The sequence below is a fragment of the Nonomuraea sp. NPDC002799 genome (assembly GCF_053592075.1).
The window spans coordinates 18338-37603 of sequence record NZ_JBSFVA010000011.1 but is presented as its reverse complement, the minus strand read 5'-3'; the positions used below and the strand labels follow the sequence as shown (position 1 = coordinate 37603).

Below are 19266 nucleotides of genomic sequence, written 5' to 3'. Positions count from 1 at the left end.
CCGAGCTTGCCGAACCTTTGCTTGACGGCCTGTCCTAACTTGGGTCTTGCGGCAGGTATTTGGAACAGTGACAGGGATCGGTGGCCCGGTACTCGGGCCACACCCACATGACCGAACCCACCACCACCTCAACCGCTTCCACATCCACCAGCTCCTACGTCTCTACCGGTCCGGCCACGGCCGATTTCTCGTCCATCGCGTCCGAACCGGATGCCCGGCACCTTGAGCCTGGCCTTCGAGTAGTTCGGGAGGCTCAGGGCGCGGTTCGAGGGCACCTACCGCTGTCGGTGTGGCTGGCGGCAGCCGACACCGAATCGATCGCGACCTGTCCGGTGGGCTGCTGCCATCCGGTCAGCGGCCCGTTGGCCCGCCACCTGGTCGCGGCCTGCGCTCGGCCGGGCGAGACCGTGGTTCACCTCGGCGCGAGCGACCATCAACTCGTCTCGGCCGCGCTGACGGTGGGCTGCTTGCCGGTGGCCGTCTTCACCGACGCGGCCCGTGTGGGCGTGTGCTGGACCTGCCTGGCCCGCATCCATCCCAATTACGACCTGGAGGTCACCGAACTGCGCATCACCGACCCTCGCGATGAGTCCCCGGTGCTGGCTGACCTTGCAGGCGATGCGGGGCTGGTGGTGGCCGAGCAGACCTGTCGGCAGCCCGGGGGCCGCTCTACCGGCCGGTCGGACTTCGAGGCCGGAGTCGAGGTCTTCGACGTTGCCTGCGCGGCGGGGCTGGTCAAGCCGGGCGGGCATCTGGTGGTGGTCACCGGCCTGCACCGTGAAGGCGGTGTGGTCGACCCGGTGCCGGAGCTCATCACCTGCGCCCGCGCCGCGGGGCTGGTGTATCTGCAGCACATCATCGCCCTGCGCCATCCCGCTCGCGGCGAGCGCATCGACCCGGATCTGTCCCGCCGTGCCCTGGCCATGCTCGAGGAGCTGTCGGAGCGCGCCGGGTTGCCGGTGAGCGCGCGGACGCACTCGGATGTGCTGCTGTTCACCCGGCCAAGCAGGCTCGAAGAGCCTGCGGAGCTGGTGATGCCGTTCGCTCGCGGCTCCAGCGCGCCGGGCGCCACCGAGTCCACGCAGCAGGCCGGGGGTGAGCGTTGATGGTTGAGGTGACGACGTCGGTGTGGGCGACCGGGCAGCAGCCATCGCGGGTGCAGCGTAAGGGCCGGTACGTGCCGGAGTCGATGCGGCATCCGGGCAAGATGCTGCCCTCGATCGCCGCCCGGGTGATCGCCACCTACACCGGTCCGGGCGAGCTGGTGGTCGATCCGATGTGCGGGATCGGCACCACCCTGGTCGAAGCCGCTCACCTCGGCAGGCACGCCGCGGGCGTGGAGTATGAGGAGAAGTGGGCGCGCCTGGCGGTCGCCAACCTCGGCCACGCCCGCGAGCAGGGGGCGCCCGGCTTCGGGCGGGTCATGGCCGGGGACTCCCGGCACATCGCCCGGCTGCTGCCCGATCTGGTCGGGCGGGCGGCGCTGGTGCTCACCTCACCCCCGTACGGGACGGCCACGCACGGGCACATCCGCTCCACCCGCGATACCGGCGAGCCGGGCGTGCGCAAGTGGAACCAGCGCTACTCGGCCGATCGCACCAACCTCGCCCACCAGCAACTCCCGCAACTCCTGGAGGGGTTCGGCCGCATCTTGGCCGGGTGCGTGCAGGTGCTGCGGCCGGGCGGGATCGCGGCGATCACGGTGCGGCCGTACCGTGTACGCGGTGAGCTCATCGACCTGCCCGGCCACGTCCACCACCTGGCCGAGGACGCTGGGCTGGTGTTCTTGGATCGGATCGTGTGCCTGCTGTGCGGGCTCGGTGATGGCCGGCTGCTGAACCGGGCGTCGTTCTTCCAACTGCACGAGGCCCGTAAGGCGTGGGCGCGCAGGGTGCCGATTCACGCCGTAGCGCATGAGGACCTGCTCGTGTTTCGCCGTCCTCAGATGCCTACGGAGACCAGCAAGGTTCCTGCGGATGTTGCTTGACGCAGCACACGAAGGCAGACGCCGCAGCAAGCCAGCAACCGATCAATTCCGCATCCTCGCCGAGCCTCGCCATGCCAGCAGGTCAGGTCGGTTGGGGTGCACCCATGCCGCCGCCACACAACTCGTCCATCAACGTGCGTCGATTCCTGGAGGGATCGATGAAAGACCAGGCACGTACGACCGATACTGACGCCGAGGAGCCGCAAGGACCGGCAATGCCCGAAGCAGCCGGGATGGCCAGTCAGCCGCTCGTGGTGGGGTTGATGGAGGCCAGTCAGCTGCTCGGTATGGGCCGGACTACCGCATATCGGCTGGCCAAGACCGGTATGTTTCCCTGTCCAGTGCTCCGGTTCGGCGGCCGTTACGCGGTGCCGCTCCATGGGCTGCGGGCGCTGCTGGGCTATGTCGATCGTCAAGATAGCGAGTCACTCGGGCACGATCCCGAAGGGTGATGCTGGACGGCATCCGGGCTGCCCGTGTGAGATGTGCGTCGGCGACGGAGTCGGACAGCGCCATCCAAAAGGTCTGCCGCTCAAGCGACGGGGCCGAGCGCCGCGGCAACGGCTGAGGCGAGTGGGCTGCTGAGCGAGGTTGCCCCTGCACGTCGACGGGCGTGCAGGGCTCAAGAGGGCAACGACGCCCGGTCGCCATTGATGTTGACGCTGTCCGGTTGTACTTTGCGGAGCTGCCGTGGGCTGACCCGCATCGGCTTCATCTACAACCGCCAGATGTCCATCACCGTGTCGTCCTGCTGGCAGTGCTTGGCATGCTCGATGAGCAGTTGGTCCCATATCGCGCGAGCCAGGGAGTAACGGCCTCGTGCGGCTTCTTCAAGGTCACCGCGGCAATTGCGGCGCAGAATCAGATAGTGGCCGCCTTGACAGGCGAATTCATAAGCGTCACAGCAGCAGATGCCTCTGATCCGAGGGGGTTTGCCCGTGGAGCTTTTGTAGGGCTTCCACGCGATCACAGTGCTTCGCTCCGGACGCCGGCGCGGCACCGAACATGACTGGACGCGACCGTTCGAAGGCGACAGAGCGATTGCGGACTATTCTGCTGATTATGGGCTGGCCAGGCTGCAAGACTCCGCACGTGCGCCCCTGTACAAGGGGGCGTGCGAGTTCGCGGTGCCCATGTGCGAGACGCAGGGAAAGGGTGGCTGGGAAGTGAGTGCCACCGCCTCCCTCCGACCTGGCCAGCCACCGGCGGCATCCGGCGCTCCTTCCTCGTCGCGTCCCGTTCCGAGCGCCTGAGCCACCTGCTTCGGGATTTCTGTGAGCAGGGGACTCGCCCGGCCGAATGTTGCGGCAGAAGCGGCCGGGCGAGGTTCCCCGTTGGTCACAGCACAAGGCGTGGCAGCCCGTGAGCGACGCGCTGTGACGTCGTCCATGCAATCCGGAACCTGGGTCTGTTGTGAATGGCGTGACCTGGGCGTTTGCCGTGACCGGTCACGACAGGCGACGGTGCAGCGGTCGTTTGCTGGTCGTTTCGGCCGTGGACTGGATTACTGGGTGTTGTCGATACACACTGTGTGGTCCCCTAGACGGTGAGGGAGCGTGGCACGCGGTGGACCAGCGCAAACGGCAGCACCAGGGCGGTTGCCCGGAGTTGGTGCGCGCCCGCATCCGGCATGGCCTCACCCAGGAGCAAGCCGCCGAACTGATCGGGGTATCCACGACGACGTGGGCCCGATGGGAACGCGGCGAACAATGCATGCGACCCGTCTACCGAGCCCGCCTGGCCAAGGCATGGCAGGTGGACGCGACGCAGGTGGAGCGCTGGCTGGAGGCCACGCCACTGACGTGCGACGTTCCTGACGCCGACCGCATTGATGAAGTCGATATGGCGGCCTGTGGAGCCAATGGAGTCGATCAGTTGTGGGGGTGGGAGATGGACGCGTCACGGCGCCATCTGCTCGCAGCACTACCGTTCGCACCCGGACTGCTGGGAGAGTGGCTGCTGTCGTGGCGCTACGACGCCACTTCACGCCGAGAGGCGGCCGGAGTCGACGGAAGCCGGGTGGGCTGGTCCGACGTCCAGCGTGTGCATGAGGCACACCGGGCCTTCATCCAGATGGACCACCAGTTCGGTGCCGGACTGGTCCGTCCGGCCGTCACCGACTTCATGAACGTCACGCTTGCCCCGCTGCTGCGCGGCCGCTACAGCGAGGACGTTGGCCAGGCGCTGATGAGCGCCGCCGCACGGGTATCGCGCACTGCCGGGTGGATGGCCTTCGACCTCGGCGCCCAGGGCCAAGCCCAGCAGCACCTCGGCCAAGCACTGAAGCTGGCCAAAGAAGCCGGCGATGACCTGACCAGCACCTGGATCCTGGCCGCTCTTGCCCAGCAGGCCTGCGACCTGGGCCATGGCCGGTGGGCCATACGCTTGGCCAGCGCCGCCGCCGAGGCAGGCCAGCGGGGCGACGCCTCACCTCGGGTGATGGCCCTGCTGCACCTACGCCGGGCCCGTGCCTTCGCCGTAGCGGCTGACCAGCCCGATGCATACGCCCGCCGCCAGGTGCACACCTTGATTACCGCAGCCGAAGACCTCTACACGCCCGCCTCCAGCGACAACGACCCGGCCTGGATCACCACCTTCGGCCCGGCTGAACTGGCCGCCGAAGCCGGCTACTGCTGGCAGCGCATCGGCGAGCACCAACGCGCCGTCGATCACGCCGAGCAGGCACTGGCCGGCTTCGCCAGCCGATACATGCGCTCCCTCCAGTTCAACCAGGTCCACGCCGCCCAGGCCCGCCTGGATCTGGGCGACCTCGACGGCGCGCTGTCCCATGCCCGCCCGGCCGTCCGTGCGGCCAAGGAACTCACCTCCGCCCGCGCCGTGGCACACGTACGAGACTTTGCCACCCACCTGAAACAGCGGCACCGTAGCCATCCCCAAACACGCGAGTTCACCGAGTATCTACACGCCGAACTTGGCGTCTAGCGGAAGGGCCTGCACGTACCGATGCCCGCTCCTCCACTCGACCGCGCCTGCACCCTGCTCGGCTTGGACGTCCGCGACGCACGGGTGCTTCACGTGCGCGCCAACGCGGTCTACCACCTGCCCCGGCCCAACCTCGTGCTGCGGCTACGACACGCGCCCGGCAATACGACCGCCTTCGACCGTGCTCGCGCTGCCGTAGAGATCACCGCCTGGCTAGCCGGTCAGGACTTTCCCACGATCAGGCCGGCCGCCATCAACCAGCCCGCCATCATCGACGGCTGGATCGCAACGGTCTGGCACTACGTCACCAGCACGACCCCGGCAGAGCCGCATCCACAGCACCTGGCCCCGCTTCTGCGCCAGTTGCATGAGACGGAGGTGGCGGTCAGCGCCCCCACCATCCAACCGCTGGGCACCCTTCGCGCCGATCTCGACACCAAAGGAGACCAGACCTCAACAGGTGACGCGCTCACCCCGGCGCAGCGGGCCTGGCTTCTGGACCGCTGCACCCAGATCGAGGACGCCTACACGAAGCTCGATCCACCACTCGGATACGGGCTGATCCACGGTGACGCCCACACCGGCAACCTCTTCCCCGACCGCATCCGCTGGCTCCTGGGCGACTGGGACTCCATCGCCTACGGACCCCGCCTACAGGACCTCATCCCCACCATGATGGGACACCACCGCTTCGGCCGCCCCCACGCCCGGTGGGACGCCTTCTGCCACGCCTATGGAATCGACCCCGCTCTCGAACATCACCCAGCCTCACAACTGCTGAGAGCCACACGCGAACTCCGATCTCTAGCGGCCTATATTCGATCCGCCGACAGGCCAGAGATCCACGCCGAACTCCAGCGCCGCCTGACATCGTTGATTAACGGCACCTCAACGGTCTGGCGTCCCATATGACTCGGATCGCGGCAGAGAAACAGGGACTACCGCTCGGCCGACTATCTGATTTATCTCAGATTCTCGCGCTCTCAGGAGTCGCTTGAACGATGGAGTAAGCGCGCCATGGCGGCTGACGTGCTCCTGCGTCAGGGTAAAAGCATGACCTCGAATTGGATCCCCCGATGGGCTGGTGCCAATACCTTTGTCTCCAATACGGATGGCGGATAATGGCCAATCATGACGAACTCCTGACGCTTCCTCAAGTTCTCAAAGAGCTAGGTGGCGTGTCCCGTCGTACCTTCTACCGCTGGCGGCAACTGGGCCGAGCACCTGTCTGCATCCAGCTTCCCAACCTCGAGCTTCGGATATGGAGAAGCGACCTTATAGCTTGGCTGGAATCCCGTAGGGAGGCACCGTGAGTGTCACCTACGATGTGAAGCTAGGCTATATCCAGGAGCGAGCCAATCGCGCTACACGAGCCTATATTGCCCGCTGGCGAGTGGCTGGCAAGGAAAAATCGAAAAGCTTTCGGACTAAGGGGCTAGCCCACGCCTTCATGTCCGACCTGCGGCAGGCGGCCAAGGTGGGGGAGGGCTTTGACCCTGTCACCGGTATGCCGATGTCGATGCTCGCGCAGCGGTCCTCTGGACCATCATTCCTACAGTTCGCCCAAACGTACCTTATGCAGCGCTGGAACTCCACAGCAGCTCGAACCCGCGAAACGGATGCGTACGCGCTGCTCTCTATCGTGCCAGCACTTGTAGCGGACGTACCGCGCCGTCCTGCCGATGAGGAGCTCAGGGAGGCTCTTCGGAACCACGCGCTGCTTCCGGAGAATCGGCGAAAAGAGCTGACAAGGACTCAAGCCGCAGCCTTGCAATGGTTGGAGAGGGCTTCCCTACCACTGACAGACCTGGCAGAGGCACAGGTCCTGCGTAAAGCGCTATCAGCCATCTCCACCACCTTCGCTGGTCTACCAGCGGCGGCGAATACGGTGAAGCGCAAACGCGCCATATTCCACCACTTGCTGGAATATTCAGTCGAGGAGCAAATATTTGGAAGCAATCCACTAAATAGGGTTAACTGGACAGCACCAAAAACCGTAACGATTGTTGATCCCCGCACGGTCGTCAACCCAACCCAAGCTCGGTGCCTCCTCGATGCCGTGCCCAGAGTCGGTCGCAAACGTGGCCGTCGACTCAAGGCATTGTTTGCCAGCATCTATTACGCTGCGCTCCGCCCGGAAGAGGCGGCAGACTTGCGGCTGAACAACTGCGAATTGCCGACGTCGGGCTGGGGACTGATTGTGCTAGAAAAGGCCCGCCCTCAGGCAACGAAGCGCTGGACCAACACAGGAGAAACTCACGAAACACGTAACCTGAAACACCGTGCAGACAGAGAAACGCGAGAGATTCCCATCCCACCTGTCTTGGTTGCCATCCTCCGCGAATACGTCGTCCAATACAGGCCGGCACAAGACGGCAGGATCTTTCACACGGGCACAGGTAACAGCTACTCGAGTTCGGCGCACTCCTATGTCTGGCAGGAAGCTCGCAGACTCGCATTCACGCCAGCACAGGTCGTCTCATCGCTTGCTGCCCGACCATACGATCTTCGCCACGCGGCGGTTTCGCTGTGGCTCAACGCAGGCGTTCCGCCCGCCGAAGTCGCCAAGCGCGCCGGCCACAGCATAGACGTTTTGCTACAGGTCTATGCCAAATGCGTCGACGGCCAGCAAGAGGTGAACAATAGCAAGATTGACGATGCCCTTCAAGAGTAGGCGTTCACGCAGACCGTCTTGCAGCCTACTGTGAGCGACAGCTTTTGTAGAAACTATTACAACAGCGGACCTGCCGGAATAGGGCATTATGGGACGGATGACAAGCCTGATAAGACGTTCAGGTGAGGAGAAGAGGTCTCAGTTGGCGCATGAACTCGACGGCATCCGCTCGATGATCTCGACCGGGGGCACCTTTGGCAATCTTGATCACCAATACTTTGGTGCCGTCCTCCGTCCAGCCGAGTGCTTTTGCTCCAACGACGTCTCCGTTCGGGTCTTTCACAGGTGCGCTGTAGCCAGGCGTGAGACCACTGGGGAGTTCTACTCCGCGATCTCTGGCCTTCGCGTTGTCCAGACTCTCCAAGTTGGAAGGGAAGGGATCCTGCAGTTCGATAGTCATCGATGCCCTGTCCTCGATGCTTTGTAAGCTGCTGATGATGCAGCGCGAAAAGGCGCTCGGTGGGCTGGAGCCACTTGCATAGAAATCGCTCAGTCCGATGGCGCGACCAATGGCCTGGCGGGAGACCAATCCGCATTCCACTGGGGGCGTCGTCACGCTGCCAAGTGGGCGGCTGTCTGCAGGAGGGGATGGCGAACACGCTGCCATGGAGCCAAGGACGGCGACCACTAGAGCCGTTGTTGGCCACCTTCTCATTCCGCTGCCTCCTCATACACAGGGACATTCAACTGGAATGCCTCCCAGACTGCTCGGTCGGTCTCGCGGAAGCTGCCTGACGCTGGAGGCGTCTGCCGCCACTGGCTGTAAGCATGCGCCTGGGTCGAGCTCATTTCGCGGCGCGGAATGATTTGACCGTTCACCAGGAATTTTCCCGGGGATTTTTCGTTATAGTTTTCCTGTGCGTAAGGATGGGCGGAGCCTGGGGTCGATTCGTCTCCGAACAGACCGTGTCGAAGCATTGCGTTGGCCGCAAGGTCTTTGAAGAGTCTCTGGCTTTCGCGAAGCGTGGCCTCGCCTCGGCTGCGCGCGGCTTTTCCTTCAGTGAACTGAACTTGGCCGCCTACAGTCCCTTCCACGAATTCATAGCTCGATACGACGATGTCTCCGGCTGGCGTGAGTACCAGCTTGAGCGTCCTGGAGAGACCTTCCTTGAAGGCCTTCTTGGCCGCATCGTTTCGATCGGCCTCCTGGATGCTCGTCAAATTCGCAGCGTCGACTATGGAGTAGAGCGACTTGCCAAGGGAGTATACTTGAGCATCGAAAAGCGTCTTGTCGGTCGAGCTCATTCTGTCATTTAGTAACTTCTGACGATATGCCTTCTGTTCAGCTTCTGTGGCGTTCGGATGATCCTTGCGCCATGCGGCCAGATCGGCATTTATTGCATCGTGTATCTGCTTCCCCTGGACATCGATTACCCTAACACTGTACTCTCCATGGCTTTCAAGGACGGTTTTGAATGCCGATGGATCTTTAAAGGCCCAGATCATCACGTTCTTGACCGCGTCAGGGTCAAACATGGCTCCATAGGGCTGCTTGCCGGGAAGGTTCGGATCGGTGTCCGGTAGCGGGGTAACGCCCGGTGTCTCTGGGGCATCGCTATTGGCAACCCGGTGGACGTCGCTCATGTAGGCAGAGAAGACACGAGCGGCGCTCAGCCGAGTGTCGGGGAGAGCGGCCTGCGCTTGTGGGTCTTTCCAGAAGTGGGCGGCCCACGATGCGATCAAAGCCGACTTGTATCCGCGTGAAGTGCCTGGAGGCTGGCCATGGTCACGGAACGTCGTTGTTGCCGCCACAATCGCTCTGCCGAGTTCCCCGCTGCCCGTACCCCAGTTGTTCTCCCGCATCAGCCACGCCAAGGGCTTGCGCACCGGATCGGTGAAGAAGTCTTGAGCGACCTTGGCGTTGTTCGCCAATGCGGCGGCTAGCCCGGGCCCGAACTCGAGGATCGGCTGCTGCTCGGGGAATGACGTCTGCTCGTTGTCGTAGACCTTGTTGGCCAGGTCGCGAAGGAACGCATCGTCGAAGGTGCCGTACCGCAGGAGCCTGTCGACGACTTCGCTGTTCACCGGCATGCCATCCGTTGCGATCAACTCGTCGACGTAGCTCTTGGGCAGCTTCATGTCGCCGACACCTCGCGATGCCGTCCCCAGCGTCACGCTCAGAGCCTTCACCATGCGCTCCACCTCTGAGGATGGTGGGTCTTTCCAGTCTTTGGTGAGCGAGGAGTTTGGGTCCGTGCCGTAGAGACGTCGTAGAAGTGCCTTGAGTTCCTTGGGCGGCATCTCCTTGGCGAAGGCAACGGCGAAGTAGGGGTCGTGCTGGTGCTTCTCTAACAGATCGAGAGTCTCCCGGCTGAGCGCCTCCTCGCTGTTACCGGAGGAGGCAGCCTTCGCTGCCTGTCGCAGTTGATCAGCAACAGACTTGGCCACCGTAGCGCCGCTCGCCGGCGAGTTCGATGTCCACAGCGTCTCATCCGCCCAGATCACGCCCTTGTCCATACCGATCTTCTGGGTGGAGACGATGAGATCGAGGCGTCGCTGAAGGCTGGGGACCTGTTGTGCTATCTGGTGCCCGACGTCTTTCAGCAGGCCAGGTCCGGACACGCTTGTGCCGATTGAACGCAATGCACTGTGTACTTGGGCATCTGCCTCGGACCATGACCGCTCTAAGCGCTTCATCTCGGCGATCAGTTGAGTCATCAGAACAGGGTCGATGCCGATCCGGTTCGGCGATGGAGTCATCGGCGGAACCCATCAGGAGGCGGTAGATGAGGTTGCCCAGGCCACGCGAACGGGTTATCGGCCTCTGGCTGGACGGGCGTGGCTTCGACCTGTGCCAGTGCTTGGCGAAAGATGGCCTTGTAGGCCGCCTCCCAACCGTGACAATCCTTGATGAGCTTGTCCGCGGCGGTGCCTTTCATCGCCCCGCCCTCTAGCAGGCCGATGAGTTTGCGCACGTCGTTAGCGTGCTGGTCGCGTAGCTGCTCGATCGTGCGCCGAGCGGCGTCGATCTGTTCTTGTGTCGCCATCATCCGAAATCCTTGGATCATTGAGGACGACGAGCTGTGGAACTTATGTGACGCTAGGGGATAATCGGAGCTGAGTCGAGTTGAACTGCTAAAGCAGCATCATTTCAACAATTACCTCGACTGCTACGTATCACACGTGATGGTCCTTGCCTCGCCCGCAGAGGCCACGGGTAAAAGTCATGAGTTTGCTGACGATGAGGGGCGTTGAGCACCCTGGCAGGGTTTGAACGCGGCGGTGTAGGCCAGCGGCGATGCTGGCGTGGCCGGCAAGGCGAAGGCCGAGCGGGCATGACGAGCCATTACGCAGAGCCCCTGGCAGTACGGGCCTAGGGATCGGTTCTCATCCCAGGTCAGATCGCGGAGGTCGGCTTCACTACGTCCGCGACGTTACCTACGGCGAAGACCGCTCCCAAGCCCGCACCGGCAACACCCCGCAACATGGCCGCCCTGCGCGACCTCGCCATCGGTCCCCTGTGCCTGACCGGCGCGATCAACCTCGCCCAAGCCATCCGACACCTCTCCCGAGACGCCACCCGGACGCTGACCATCCCCGGACTCACGTGATCAACTGACTTTGCCGAGACCCTGCGCTTATAACGCACTGACAGTTCAGGCAGTGGCCCGACTTCCTCGCCGCCGGAGAAGCGACAAGACTGCAACGGCTGCAAGCGTCATCCATACCTTGCCGAGAATCTGCCCGGGCAGGTAGTCAAGAGATCCGAAGGCCAGTTTCAGGAACAAGAAACTGTCACATAGGAGGCCGACGGCATTCGAGACAAGCATGGCGACAATCAACCCTCGTTGGCGAAGCGGTTCATAGACACTGAAGTCCGCCAGTTCAGCCACGGCAAACGCCACAGCTGAGGCCATGGCTAAGCCGGGATCAGCCAACAAGTACGAGAGGACGATGCCGACGGCAATTGCTGCTAGGACAGCGATGCGGCCAGCGGCTTCTCGACTGAGGTCGCGGAGCACGAGCGCCAACCCCACAAGGTAGACGCCAGCTGGCGCGTCGTAGCCGAAGCCCACTGGTACGGCACCGAAGTGGGTTACTGCGAGGTTTGCGGCAGGGATCGTAGCGATGTACGCCAGGAGTGCGCCGCTGCCTGCGGTAACGGAGACCTTCACGTTCTGCTCTCTGATCAATGGCCTGTGTGACCCTCCCTAGGCGGATGCCGGCAGGGTGAGCGTCCCGACATTACAGCCCATAGCACCGACACCGTGCGGACCCATCCGTTATTGCACGACCTTCACTTGGTCGAGCAGATCGTATGATCTTGGTTAGTGATGGGGTGACACCTTCGAGGTGGTTGACCTTGATGTCACAAGCCTTGGTCTACGCCAACTGCAGCGGCAGGCGGCTCCGAAACTGATACATCGGCGATCGTGGGTGGGGCGCAGTTTCGCCAACCGATTCGTGTTGCAGGAGGACTTGGCCGCTCGGTGACCTCTAGCCTGGCCCTGTGGTGATCAGACAACGACACCCTGGGCGGCCGTCCAGGGGGCGATATGCCTGTGTTCACCGTACGCGCCAGGTTGGCAGATGGATTTTTGGAAACTACGCTGCCTCCTGAGGTTCACGAGGTGTAAGTTTCGGGTCGAACCACGAGTGCAGAGGGTGATCAGATGGCTACAGGCAAGCCAAAGGCTGTTGTGCTCTTGAGCGGCGGTCTTGACTCCACGACCGTCCTCGCGATCGCTCGCCAGGAAGGCTTCGACGCGCACGCACTCAGCTTCCGTTATGGGCAGCGTCACACCGAGGAACTCGAGGCGGCCCAGAAGATCGCACGAGAGTTGGGTGCCGCGCAGCATGTGATCACCGATATCAACCTTGCCGTCTTCGGGGGCTCTGCGCTCACCGACAGCGCACTCGACGTGCCACATCACGAGAGTGTCGACGAGTTGGGTGCAGAGATCCCGATCACCTACGTACCGGCCCGCAACACCATCTTCCTTTCCTTCGCGCTTGCCTGGGCCGAGACTCTTGGCTCATCCGATGTCTTCATCGGGGTCAACGCCCTCGACTACAGCGGATACCCAGACTGCAGGCCCGAGTACATCGAGGCTTACGAGCGTATGGCCAACCTGGCAACGAAGGCCGGCGTCGAAGGGACCCAGAAACTGAAGGTTCACACTCCGCTGATCGACCTGACCAAGGCGCAGACGATCCAACGTGGTCTCGACCTGGGCGTGGACTACTCCTTGACCCACAGTTGCTACGACCCAGTTGACGGGCGTGCATGTGAGACCTGCGACTCCTGCCTGCTTCGCGGACGAGGCTTCGCCGAACTCGGCCTCGTCGACCCGTCCTTCACCTCTATGAAGGCTTGACCCGAAACATGTATCGGATCAAGGAAATCTTCTACACGCTGCAAGGCGAGGGGAGCCACGCAGGAAGGCCATCCGTGTTCTGCCGGTTTACGAGTTGCAACTTGTGGACGGGCAGAGAGAAGGACCGGCACCGCGCGATTTGCAAGTTCTGCGATACGGATTTCGTCGGCACAGATGGCCCCGGAGGCGGGCGCTTCGCAACGGCTGCCGATCTAGCTGCAGCAGTTGCCAAGACCTGGGCAGGTGAAGCACACCCACGCAGCCGGCCCTATGTGGTGTGCACCGGTGGAGAGCCACTCCTCCAACTCGATGCCGGAGCCGTCAATGCCCTGCATTCTGCAGGGTTCGAGGTAGCCATCGAAACCAACGGCACTCGAGCAGCTCCTGAAGGGATCGACTGGATCTGCGTGAGCCCGAAGGCTGGCACTCAGCTTGTCCTGACATCAGGCCATGATCTGAAGTTGGTCTATCCCCAGGTGGGGGCTGAGCCGGAACTGTTCGAAGACCTTGACTTTGATCGGTTGCTGCTGCAACCAATGGATGGCGAGGACCTTGTTGCCAACACTAAGGCCGCCATCGAGTACTGCCTTGATCATCCGCAGTGGCAGTTGAGCGTCCAGACCCACAAGCTTTTGGGAATCCGTTGATCGAGATCTTTCGTGAGTTCACGTTCGAGGCAGCCCACCGGTTGCCGAACGTACCCGATGGCCACAAGTGCGCCAGGCTTCACGGACACAGCTATCGAGTCGAAGTGCATGTCCGCGGTGAGATCGATCCTGCTACTGGGTGGTTGATGGACTTCGCTGAGATCAAGTCAGCGTTCAAGCCTGTGCTGGACCAACTCGACCACTATTACCTCAATGAGATCCCAGGGCTCGAGAACCCAACCAGTGAAGTTCTGGCCAAGTGGATTTGGGAGCGTCTGAGCGGCTCTCTGCCTCTGTCGGCAATCCACGTCCGAGAGACGTGCACTTCCGGATGCGTCTACATGGGGGAGATCTGATGCTTGCCGATGTCCAGGGGACACCCGACACTCGTGGCATAGCCCTAGACGAGGTTGGAATCGAAGGCCTGCGCTACCCAGTTCTTGTCGCTGATGGACAAGGCGCGAAGCGAGAGACCGTGGCCACGGCCGCTATGTCTGTCACGCTTGGACCGGAGGTCAAGGGCGCTCACTTGAGCCGCTTCATCGAGGTGCTCCACGGCTCGCGCGAGCAACTGACTCCTGCCACTGCTGCAGGCCTTGCGGACGAGTTGAGGCAACACATGCGGAGCACCAGTGCGCGCGTGCACCTGGCCTTCCCATACTTCCTCGAGCGCGAAGCACCGGTCACACAGTCCCGAGCGTTTGTTGAGTACACCTGCGCTGTAACCGCATACAGCAGTCTCACCGATACCCAGTTGATGTTAAGTGTCGAGGTACCCGTCACGAGCGTGTGTCCGTGCAGCAAAGCCATCAGCGACCGCGGCGCCCACAATCAGCGTGGCCATATAACCATCGAGGTCAAGCCGTGCGACCAGGCGACCGACCTGTGGTTCGACGAGTTGATCGACATCGCGGAAGGTGCCGCGTCCTCACCGGTCTACGCCTTGCTCAAGCGTCCCGACGAGCGCCACGTCACCATGGCCGGGTACGACAACCCCGTCTTCGTCGAAGACATGGTTCGCAACGTTTGCCAGGTGCTCGCGGCCGTCGACCATATAGCCGAGTACCGGGTTCGTGCGGTCAACGACGAAAGCATCCACAATCACGCAGCATATGCTGCGGTTTCCTGGACCTCCCCGAGCGGCGCATAGGACATGTCCCATAGCGTTGGCCGGAACGGCCCACCCGTGCATGTTGTAGTGACGTGCACAAACCGTAAGCGCATCCCAGTACCTGATTCGCTCTGCGCCCGGAACTTGAAGGCCAAAAATGTTGCCGACCGTTGTGATGAGTGGGTCCAGCGTCTGTCCACTGCTTCGTCTCATATTGCTGCCAGTGATATGTATGCAGGCGAGCATTGGCTTATCGCCCGAGGACTGGCAGAGGTAATTGGCGAAGGAGCAGTCCTGTGGGTGTGTTCGGCAGGGTATGGACTCATTCCTGTCGGCGTACCTATCGCCTCGTATGCAGCCACGTTCGCGTTTGGCCACGCCGACTCGGTTGCCCAAGATACTGACGGAACCCGGCAGTGGTGGGAGTGCCTTTCTCGGTGGGTTGGTCCACAACGAGAGCAACCCCGCTCCTTCTCCACGCTAGCTGCTCGTTACCCGGATTCCTCAATTGTCGCTGTGCTGTCGGATCCATATCTGCGAGCCTGTTCCAACGACCTGCGCGATGCTGCTTCAACCCTGTCCAGCAGCGACAACCTCTCAGTAGTTGGGCCGGCAAGACGCTGCGCAGAGGTCGAAGACCTCGTGGTCCCGGTTACAGCAGCTCTCAGGCCGGCAGTCGGTGGCAGTCTCCTCTCGCTGAACGTGCGAGCAGCCATGCATGTACTGAAGGAAGTACGCCTACGTGGAGACGCTGTACGGCGCCCACTACTAGCCAAGCTCATGAGCGATGCCCTCGCGGCGGCGCCACATGTTCCACCTCGGCCGGCCGGGGAGCGCATGTCCGATGATCAGGTCCGCACCTTTATCCGGAAGCGCCTGGAGTTCGGGCCCACATCAGCCACCTCCCTCCTACGCGAACTACGGACATCAGGATTGTCCTGCGAGCAAGCGCGCTTCAAGAACCTCTTCCTTAAAGAGCGTAACGCTTTGGCAGGTGGGTGGTGACGCCGCCGCCGCCGCAGAAGCCACGCATCGCTGAAATACGTGCTCTTCGGATCGTACAGGTGAAGGATTATCCCCTGTTTGTATTCATGTTGCGTGCGGAGCAGGTGCTCGAGTTCGCCGACATCTCCAGAGTAAGTAGAGACGAAGCAGGGAAGCTGATCGGTTACCAACGCCCTCAGGTAAGGAAGCACATCCAAGAGATTGTCCAGTACCTAGACAGCGATCTACCAATCTTCCCCAACCCCATCATTATGGCTTTGTCTTCACGCGTACGCTTTCGGTGCACCAGGGGTGGCAATAGGCACGCGGACGACGGTGTCTCGGATACTGGCAGGCTCACGATTCCCCTCTCCGAGGATGGGAGGCCTAGACCTGCCTGGATCGTGGACGGACAGCAGCGTGCCTTGGCGCTTGCGCAGGCACGACGGCGCGACTTTCCAGTACCGATCATCGCCTTCATCGCCGACACCGTCGACTTGCAGCGAGATCAGTTCGTCCGGATCAACAACACCAAGCCACTCCCGCGAGGACTGGTGACGGAACTCCTTCCGGCCGTAGACAGTCCACTTCCGCCACGATTGGCCATCCGGAAGGCCCCCTCACAGCTATGCGACATTCTGAACTCAGATAAAAATTCGCCGTTCTACGGCCTGGTGAAGCGCGCTTCTACCGCTAGCTCTAAGAACGCCAGTGCGGTCGTTACGGACACTGGAATTGTCGACATGATTCAGGAAAGCCTCACATCGCCATCGGGAGCCCTCTACCCCTACCGCGACATTGGTCGAGGAGAAACGGACTTCGATGGCATCATCCAGGCCCTCTTCATCTACTGGACGGCGGTACGAGAGACTTTTCCAGATGCGTGGGGAAAGTCCCCAGAGAAGAGCCGACTTATGCATGGCGCCGGCATCCGAGCCATGGGCCGCCTCATGGACCGAATTCTAGGCATCGTTGACCCCGTGCGAAAAGACGCGCCCGAAACAGTACGAAAGCACCTGGAAATGGTCGCCCCATACTGCAGATGGACATCCGGCGTTTGGGAAGAGATGGGACATCGCTGGAATGAAATCGAGAACGTAGGCAAGCACGTTCACGAACTATCCAACTATCTCATTCGCGTCTATCAGATTGCACGAAGGGGCCTAGTATGAGGTTCTACTTTCCTGACAGCCAGGACCAGGTCAGTCCAACATTCAATTTTATTACTGAAGAGCACTCTCCGTATCGGGTGCGGCAACGCGATGACATGTATGCACACGAAATCCTTGAGCCGCTGCCTTACGATGGACTCCTTGTTAGCAAGGCAATCATTGACGGCTCGGTGCAGGGTGCCGGCAAGTATTCAATGCCGCAAAGAGAGCGTCTCTATCGATTGGGCATATCTAAATACTTCAGGCTACCTGAGAACGTTGTGACATTGGGGGACTGCGGCGCCTTCAACTACGTCAATGAAGAGATTCCACCATATACGACCCCTGAGGTCCTGGACTTTTATGAGCGCTGCGGGTTCCACGCCGGGATCAGCATTGACCATGTTATCTTCGGCTATGACGCTCAGATTTCCGACGGGGAAGTTAATCCGGCATGGAAAAGACGGCGCAAAATTTCGCTTCAGCACGCCGCCGACTTCTATGCCGCCGTCCGGGATCGAGGTGATCTTATCGAGCCCGTTGGGGCTGCGCAGGGTTGGAGCCCGGCGAGCTACGCCGACAGCGTTCATCGTCTCCAGGAGATCGGATATCAGCGCATCGCCCTCGGGGGGATGGTTCCGCTGAAGACACCCGATATTTTGGCTTGCCTAAAAGAGATAGACCGGATACGCCATCCTAAAACCGAGTTCCATCTCCTGGGGATAACTCGCGTCGAGTCCATAAAAGAATTCGCGGTCTACGGGGTTACCAGCTTCGACAGCACCTCGCCCTTTCGGCAAGCATTCATGGATGATCGCAACAATTATCACACGAGAAATGAGGCGTATACTGCAATTCGCGTTCCTCAGGTCGATGGCAACCCCTCGCTCAAACGGCGGATTCTGGCGGGGGAAATTTCCCAAGCGAAGGCAAAGGTCGCAGAGCGAGAGTGCATGAGGCGCCTGCGCGCATATGACGGCGGCGCCGAAACCATAGACCGAGTTATCGATATTCTCGGAGAGTACGAAGCGCTGGTTGAGCCTGATAAGAAAAAGAGCAAGGTTCCCGCCTATCGAATTACTCTTCAAGCTAAGCCTTGGAAGTCATGTACGTGTAGTGTCTGCGTCGCTCACGGTATTGAAATTGCTATCTTCAGGGGTTCTGAGCGCAACAAGAGGCGCGGGTTTCACAACTTGTCAGTCTTCGCCGCTAAGATGCATCACATCAAGAGCCCTCTTGGACAGGAGAACTAATGGCCGACCGCCAGATCCTTCGTCTCCCAGCGTTGGAGATCAGGCAGGGATCGCGCCGTATATACTGCTTCGCGGTCGATGGCAAGAGACTGCACGAGTTTGCTGCGGTCTCCCGCATACGACGCGATGCGACGGACCATCTTCAGGGGTACCAAAGACCAGAGGTCGCTAGCCACATCCGGGCCATCCAGCGCTATCTGGAGTCCGAAAACCCCATGCTGCCGAACGCGCTAGTGCTCGCCTTTGATGGTCGTGTTCGCTTCGAACCTGTGACTGCTGCCCGAGAAGTCGTCGACTACTCCATGCCTGGAGAGCTTCTTGTCCCCATCGACGAGACCCTCGAGGATGATCAGAAACCAGCTTGGGTAGTCGACGGTCAGCAGCGCTGCGCTGCTATACGAGACGCGGACATCGGTGAATTTCCCGTTGCGGCTGTCGGCTTCATCGCGGATGACGAGGCTGAGCAGCGTGCTCAGTTCATACTCGTCAACAACACGAAACCTCTCCCCAAGGGTCTAATCCACGAACTACTCCCCGATACGAATACACATCTCCCTCCTGCGTACGCGCGACGTCAACTCCCCGCTGCCCTCATGACTCGCCTCAACGGGACTTTTCACGGGCCCTTTTACCGAGCCATCGCCACGCCCACGTCGCCGAACGGGTACATCAAAGACAACAGCATCTTGAGGATGATTGAGCACAGCCTGTACCAGGGAGCGCTTTACCAGTACCGGGACCCGATGGATGGCGCCGGCGACGTCGAGCAGATGCTGACTCATCTCACTACGTATTGGGGCTTGGTACGAGACATCTTCTCCGAGGCATGGGCGCTACCCCCCCGTCTCTCACGGCTCACTCATGGAGTGGGAATCCAGGCCATGGGCTTCATCATGGATCACCTGACCGAGGATCTCGCCCCTCAGGAGATCCCCGATGCGGTTAACGAGGCGCTGAAGCGGATCGAGGCGGGTGCTGCCTGGACTGCGGGTTCATGGAAGTTCGGTTCAGCGGAAGCGCGCAAGTGGAACAGCTTTCAAAACACCCCCAACGACGTACGTCTGCTCACTGACGGGTTGCTCTATCTGATTAACCAGGAGACTCTCTTCTAGAGGCCTATATCCTGATCACCTCTGGCATATAGCGGCAACCAGCCTTTCTGGGCGATTCCGGCTGTCAACGTTCTCGGCGACCCTAA

19 protein-coding genes are annotated in these 19266 nt (G+C 61.4%); 15 read left to right on the top strand and 4 right to left on the bottom strand.

Annotated elements, in window-relative coordinates; genetic code table 11:
• The first annotated feature begins 107 nt into the window (after positions 1–107).
• The 7 genes from ACWD0F_RS21135 (at position 108) to ACWD0F_RS21105 (ending at position 7604) form a co-directional block, all read left to right on the top strand.
• Positions 108–1106: a hypothetical protein gene (locus tag ACWD0F_RS21135; RefSeq protein WP_449877887.1), complete on the top strand. Its 999-nt coding sequence runs from the start codon at positions 108–110 to the stop codon at positions 1104–1106.
• The gene (locus ACWD0F_RS21130; RefSeq protein ID WP_449877885.1) at positions 1106–1987 is read left to right on the top strand and encodes a TRM11 family SAM-dependent methyltransferase; all 882 of its coding nucleotides are present in this window, start codon (positions 1106–1108) and stop codon (positions 1985–1987) included. Before ACWD0F_RS21135 ends, ACWD0F_RS21130 begins: the two co-directional genes overlap by 1 nt.
• A complete protein-coding gene (locus ACWD0F_RS21125; RefSeq protein ID WP_449877883.1) occupies positions 1984–2439 on the top strand; it encodes a helix-turn-helix transcriptional regulator in 456 nt (151 codons plus the stop codon). The genes ACWD0F_RS21130 and ACWD0F_RS21125 overlap by 4 nt, the downstream gene beginning before the upstream one ends.
• 1114 nt (positions 2440–3553) lie before the next feature.
• Positions 3554–4930 (top strand): helix-turn-helix transcriptional regulator, encoded by a 1377-nt coding sequence (locus ACWD0F_RS21120; protein ID WP_449877881.1) that lies wholly within the window; start codon positions 3554–3556, stop codon positions 4928–4930.
• 63 nt (positions 4931–4993) lie between these two features.
• Positions 4994–5842: a phosphotransferase enzyme family protein gene (locus ACWD0F_RS21115; protein ID WP_449877879.1), complete on the top strand. Its 849-nt coding sequence runs from the start codon at positions 4994–4996 to the stop codon at positions 5840–5842.
• Positions 5843–6006: 164 nt separating this feature from the next.
• Complete coding sequence (locus ACWD0F_RS21110; RefSeq protein ID WP_449877876.1) at positions 6007–6243, top strand: helix-turn-helix transcriptional regulator; 237 nt, start codon at positions 6007–6009, stop codon at positions 6241–6243.
• On the top strand, positions 6240–7604 hold the full coding sequence (locus tag ACWD0F_RS21105) for a tyrosine-type recombinase/integrase (protein ID WP_449877874.1): 1365 nt from the start codon (positions 6240–6242) through the stop codon (positions 7602–7604). The genes ACWD0F_RS21110 and ACWD0F_RS21105 overlap by 4 nt, the downstream gene beginning before the upstream one ends.
• Positions 7605–7722: 118 nt before the next feature.
• On the opposite strand, the gene ACWD0F_RS21100 is transcribed toward ACWD0F_RS21105, so the two are convergent.
• The 3 genes from ACWD0F_RS21100 to ACWD0F_RS21090 form a co-directional block, all read right to left on the bottom strand.
• Positions 7723–8160, bottom strand: coding sequence for a hypothetical protein (locus ACWD0F_RS21100; RefSeq protein ID WP_449877872.1), 438 nt, complete (start codon positions 8158–8160; stop codon positions 7723–7725).
• Positions 8161–8255: 95 nt separating this feature from the next.
• Complete coding sequence (locus tag ACWD0F_RS21095) at positions 8256–10262, bottom strand: hypothetical protein (RefSeq protein ID WP_449877870.1); 2007 nt, start codon at positions 10260–10262, stop codon at positions 8256–8258.
• A 38-nt stretch (positions 10263–10300) separates the two neighbouring features.
• Positions 10301–10594, bottom strand: a complete 294-nt coding sequence (locus tag ACWD0F_RS21090; RefSeq protein ID WP_449877868.1) for a hypothetical protein — start codon at positions 10592–10594, stop codon at positions 10301–10303.
• A gap of 435 nt (positions 10595–11029) precedes the next feature.
• Here ACWD0F_RS21090 and ACWD0F_RS21085 point away from each other — a divergent pair, with 435 nt between their 5' ends.
• Positions 11030–11155, top strand: coding sequence for a hypothetical protein (locus tag ACWD0F_RS21085; RefSeq protein ID WP_449877866.1), 126 nt, complete (start codon positions 11030–11032; stop codon positions 11153–11155).
• Positions 11156–11200: 45 nt separating this feature from the next.
• On the opposite strand, the gene ACWD0F_RS21080 is transcribed toward ACWD0F_RS21085, so the two are convergent.
• Positions 11201–11737 carry a VUT family protein gene (locus ACWD0F_RS21080; RefSeq protein WP_449877864.1) on the bottom strand — a complete coding sequence of 179 codons (537 nt, stop codon included), beginning with the start codon at positions 11735–11737 and terminating at the stop codon, positions 11201–11203.
• Positions 11738–12217: 480 nt separating this feature from the next.
• Between ACWD0F_RS21080 and queC the strand changes: the two genes are divergently transcribed.
• From queC to dbpB (ACWD0F_RS21045), 7 genes are all read left to right on the top strand, one after another.
• On the top strand, positions 12218–12922 hold the full coding sequence (queC, locus tag ACWD0F_RS21075; protein ID WP_449877862.1) for a 7-cyano-7-deazaguanine synthase QueC: 705 nt from the start codon (positions 12218–12220) through the stop codon (positions 12920–12922).
• Positions 12923–12930: 8 nt separating this feature from the next.
• Complete coding sequence (gene queE / locus ACWD0F_RS21070) at positions 12931–13569, top strand: 7-carboxy-7-deazaguanine synthase (RefSeq protein WP_449877860.1); 639 nt, start codon at positions 12931–12933, stop codon at positions 13567–13569.
• The gene (queD, locus tag ACWD0F_RS21065) at positions 13566–13925 is read left to right on the top strand and encodes a 6-carboxytetrahydropterin synthase QueD (protein ID WP_449877858.1); all 360 of its coding nucleotides are present in this window, start codon (positions 13566–13568) and stop codon (positions 13923–13925) included. Before queE ends, queD begins: the two co-directional genes overlap by 4 nt.
• The gene (gene folE2, locus ACWD0F_RS21060; protein WP_449877856.1) at positions 13925–14719 is read left to right on the top strand and encodes a GTP cyclohydrolase FolE2; all 795 of its coding nucleotides are present in this window, start codon (positions 13925–13927) and stop codon (positions 14717–14719) included. The genes queD and folE2 overlap by 1 nt, the downstream gene beginning before the upstream one ends.
• A gap of 959 nt (positions 14720–15678) precedes the next feature.
• Complete coding sequence (gene dbpB, locus ACWD0F_RS21055) at positions 15679–16836, top strand: DGQHR domain-containing protein DpdB (RefSeq protein ID WP_449877854.1); 1158 nt, start codon at positions 15679–15681, stop codon at positions 16834–16836.
• Positions 16833–18068 carry a tRNA-guanine transglycosylase DpdA gene (dpdA, locus tag ACWD0F_RS21050; RefSeq protein WP_449877852.1) on the top strand — a complete coding sequence of 412 codons (1236 nt, stop codon included), beginning with the start codon at positions 16833–16835 and terminating at the stop codon, positions 18066–18068. The genes dbpB (ACWD0F_RS21055) and dpdA overlap by 4 nt, the downstream gene beginning before the upstream one ends.
• Positions 18068–19180, top strand: coding sequence for a DGQHR domain-containing protein DpdB (dbpB, locus tag ACWD0F_RS21045; RefSeq protein WP_449877850.1), 1113 nt, complete (start codon positions 18068–18070; stop codon positions 19178–19180). The genes dpdA and dbpB (ACWD0F_RS21045) overlap by 1 nt, the downstream gene beginning before the upstream one ends.
• The last annotated feature ends 86 nt before the right edge of the window (positions 19181–19266 follow it).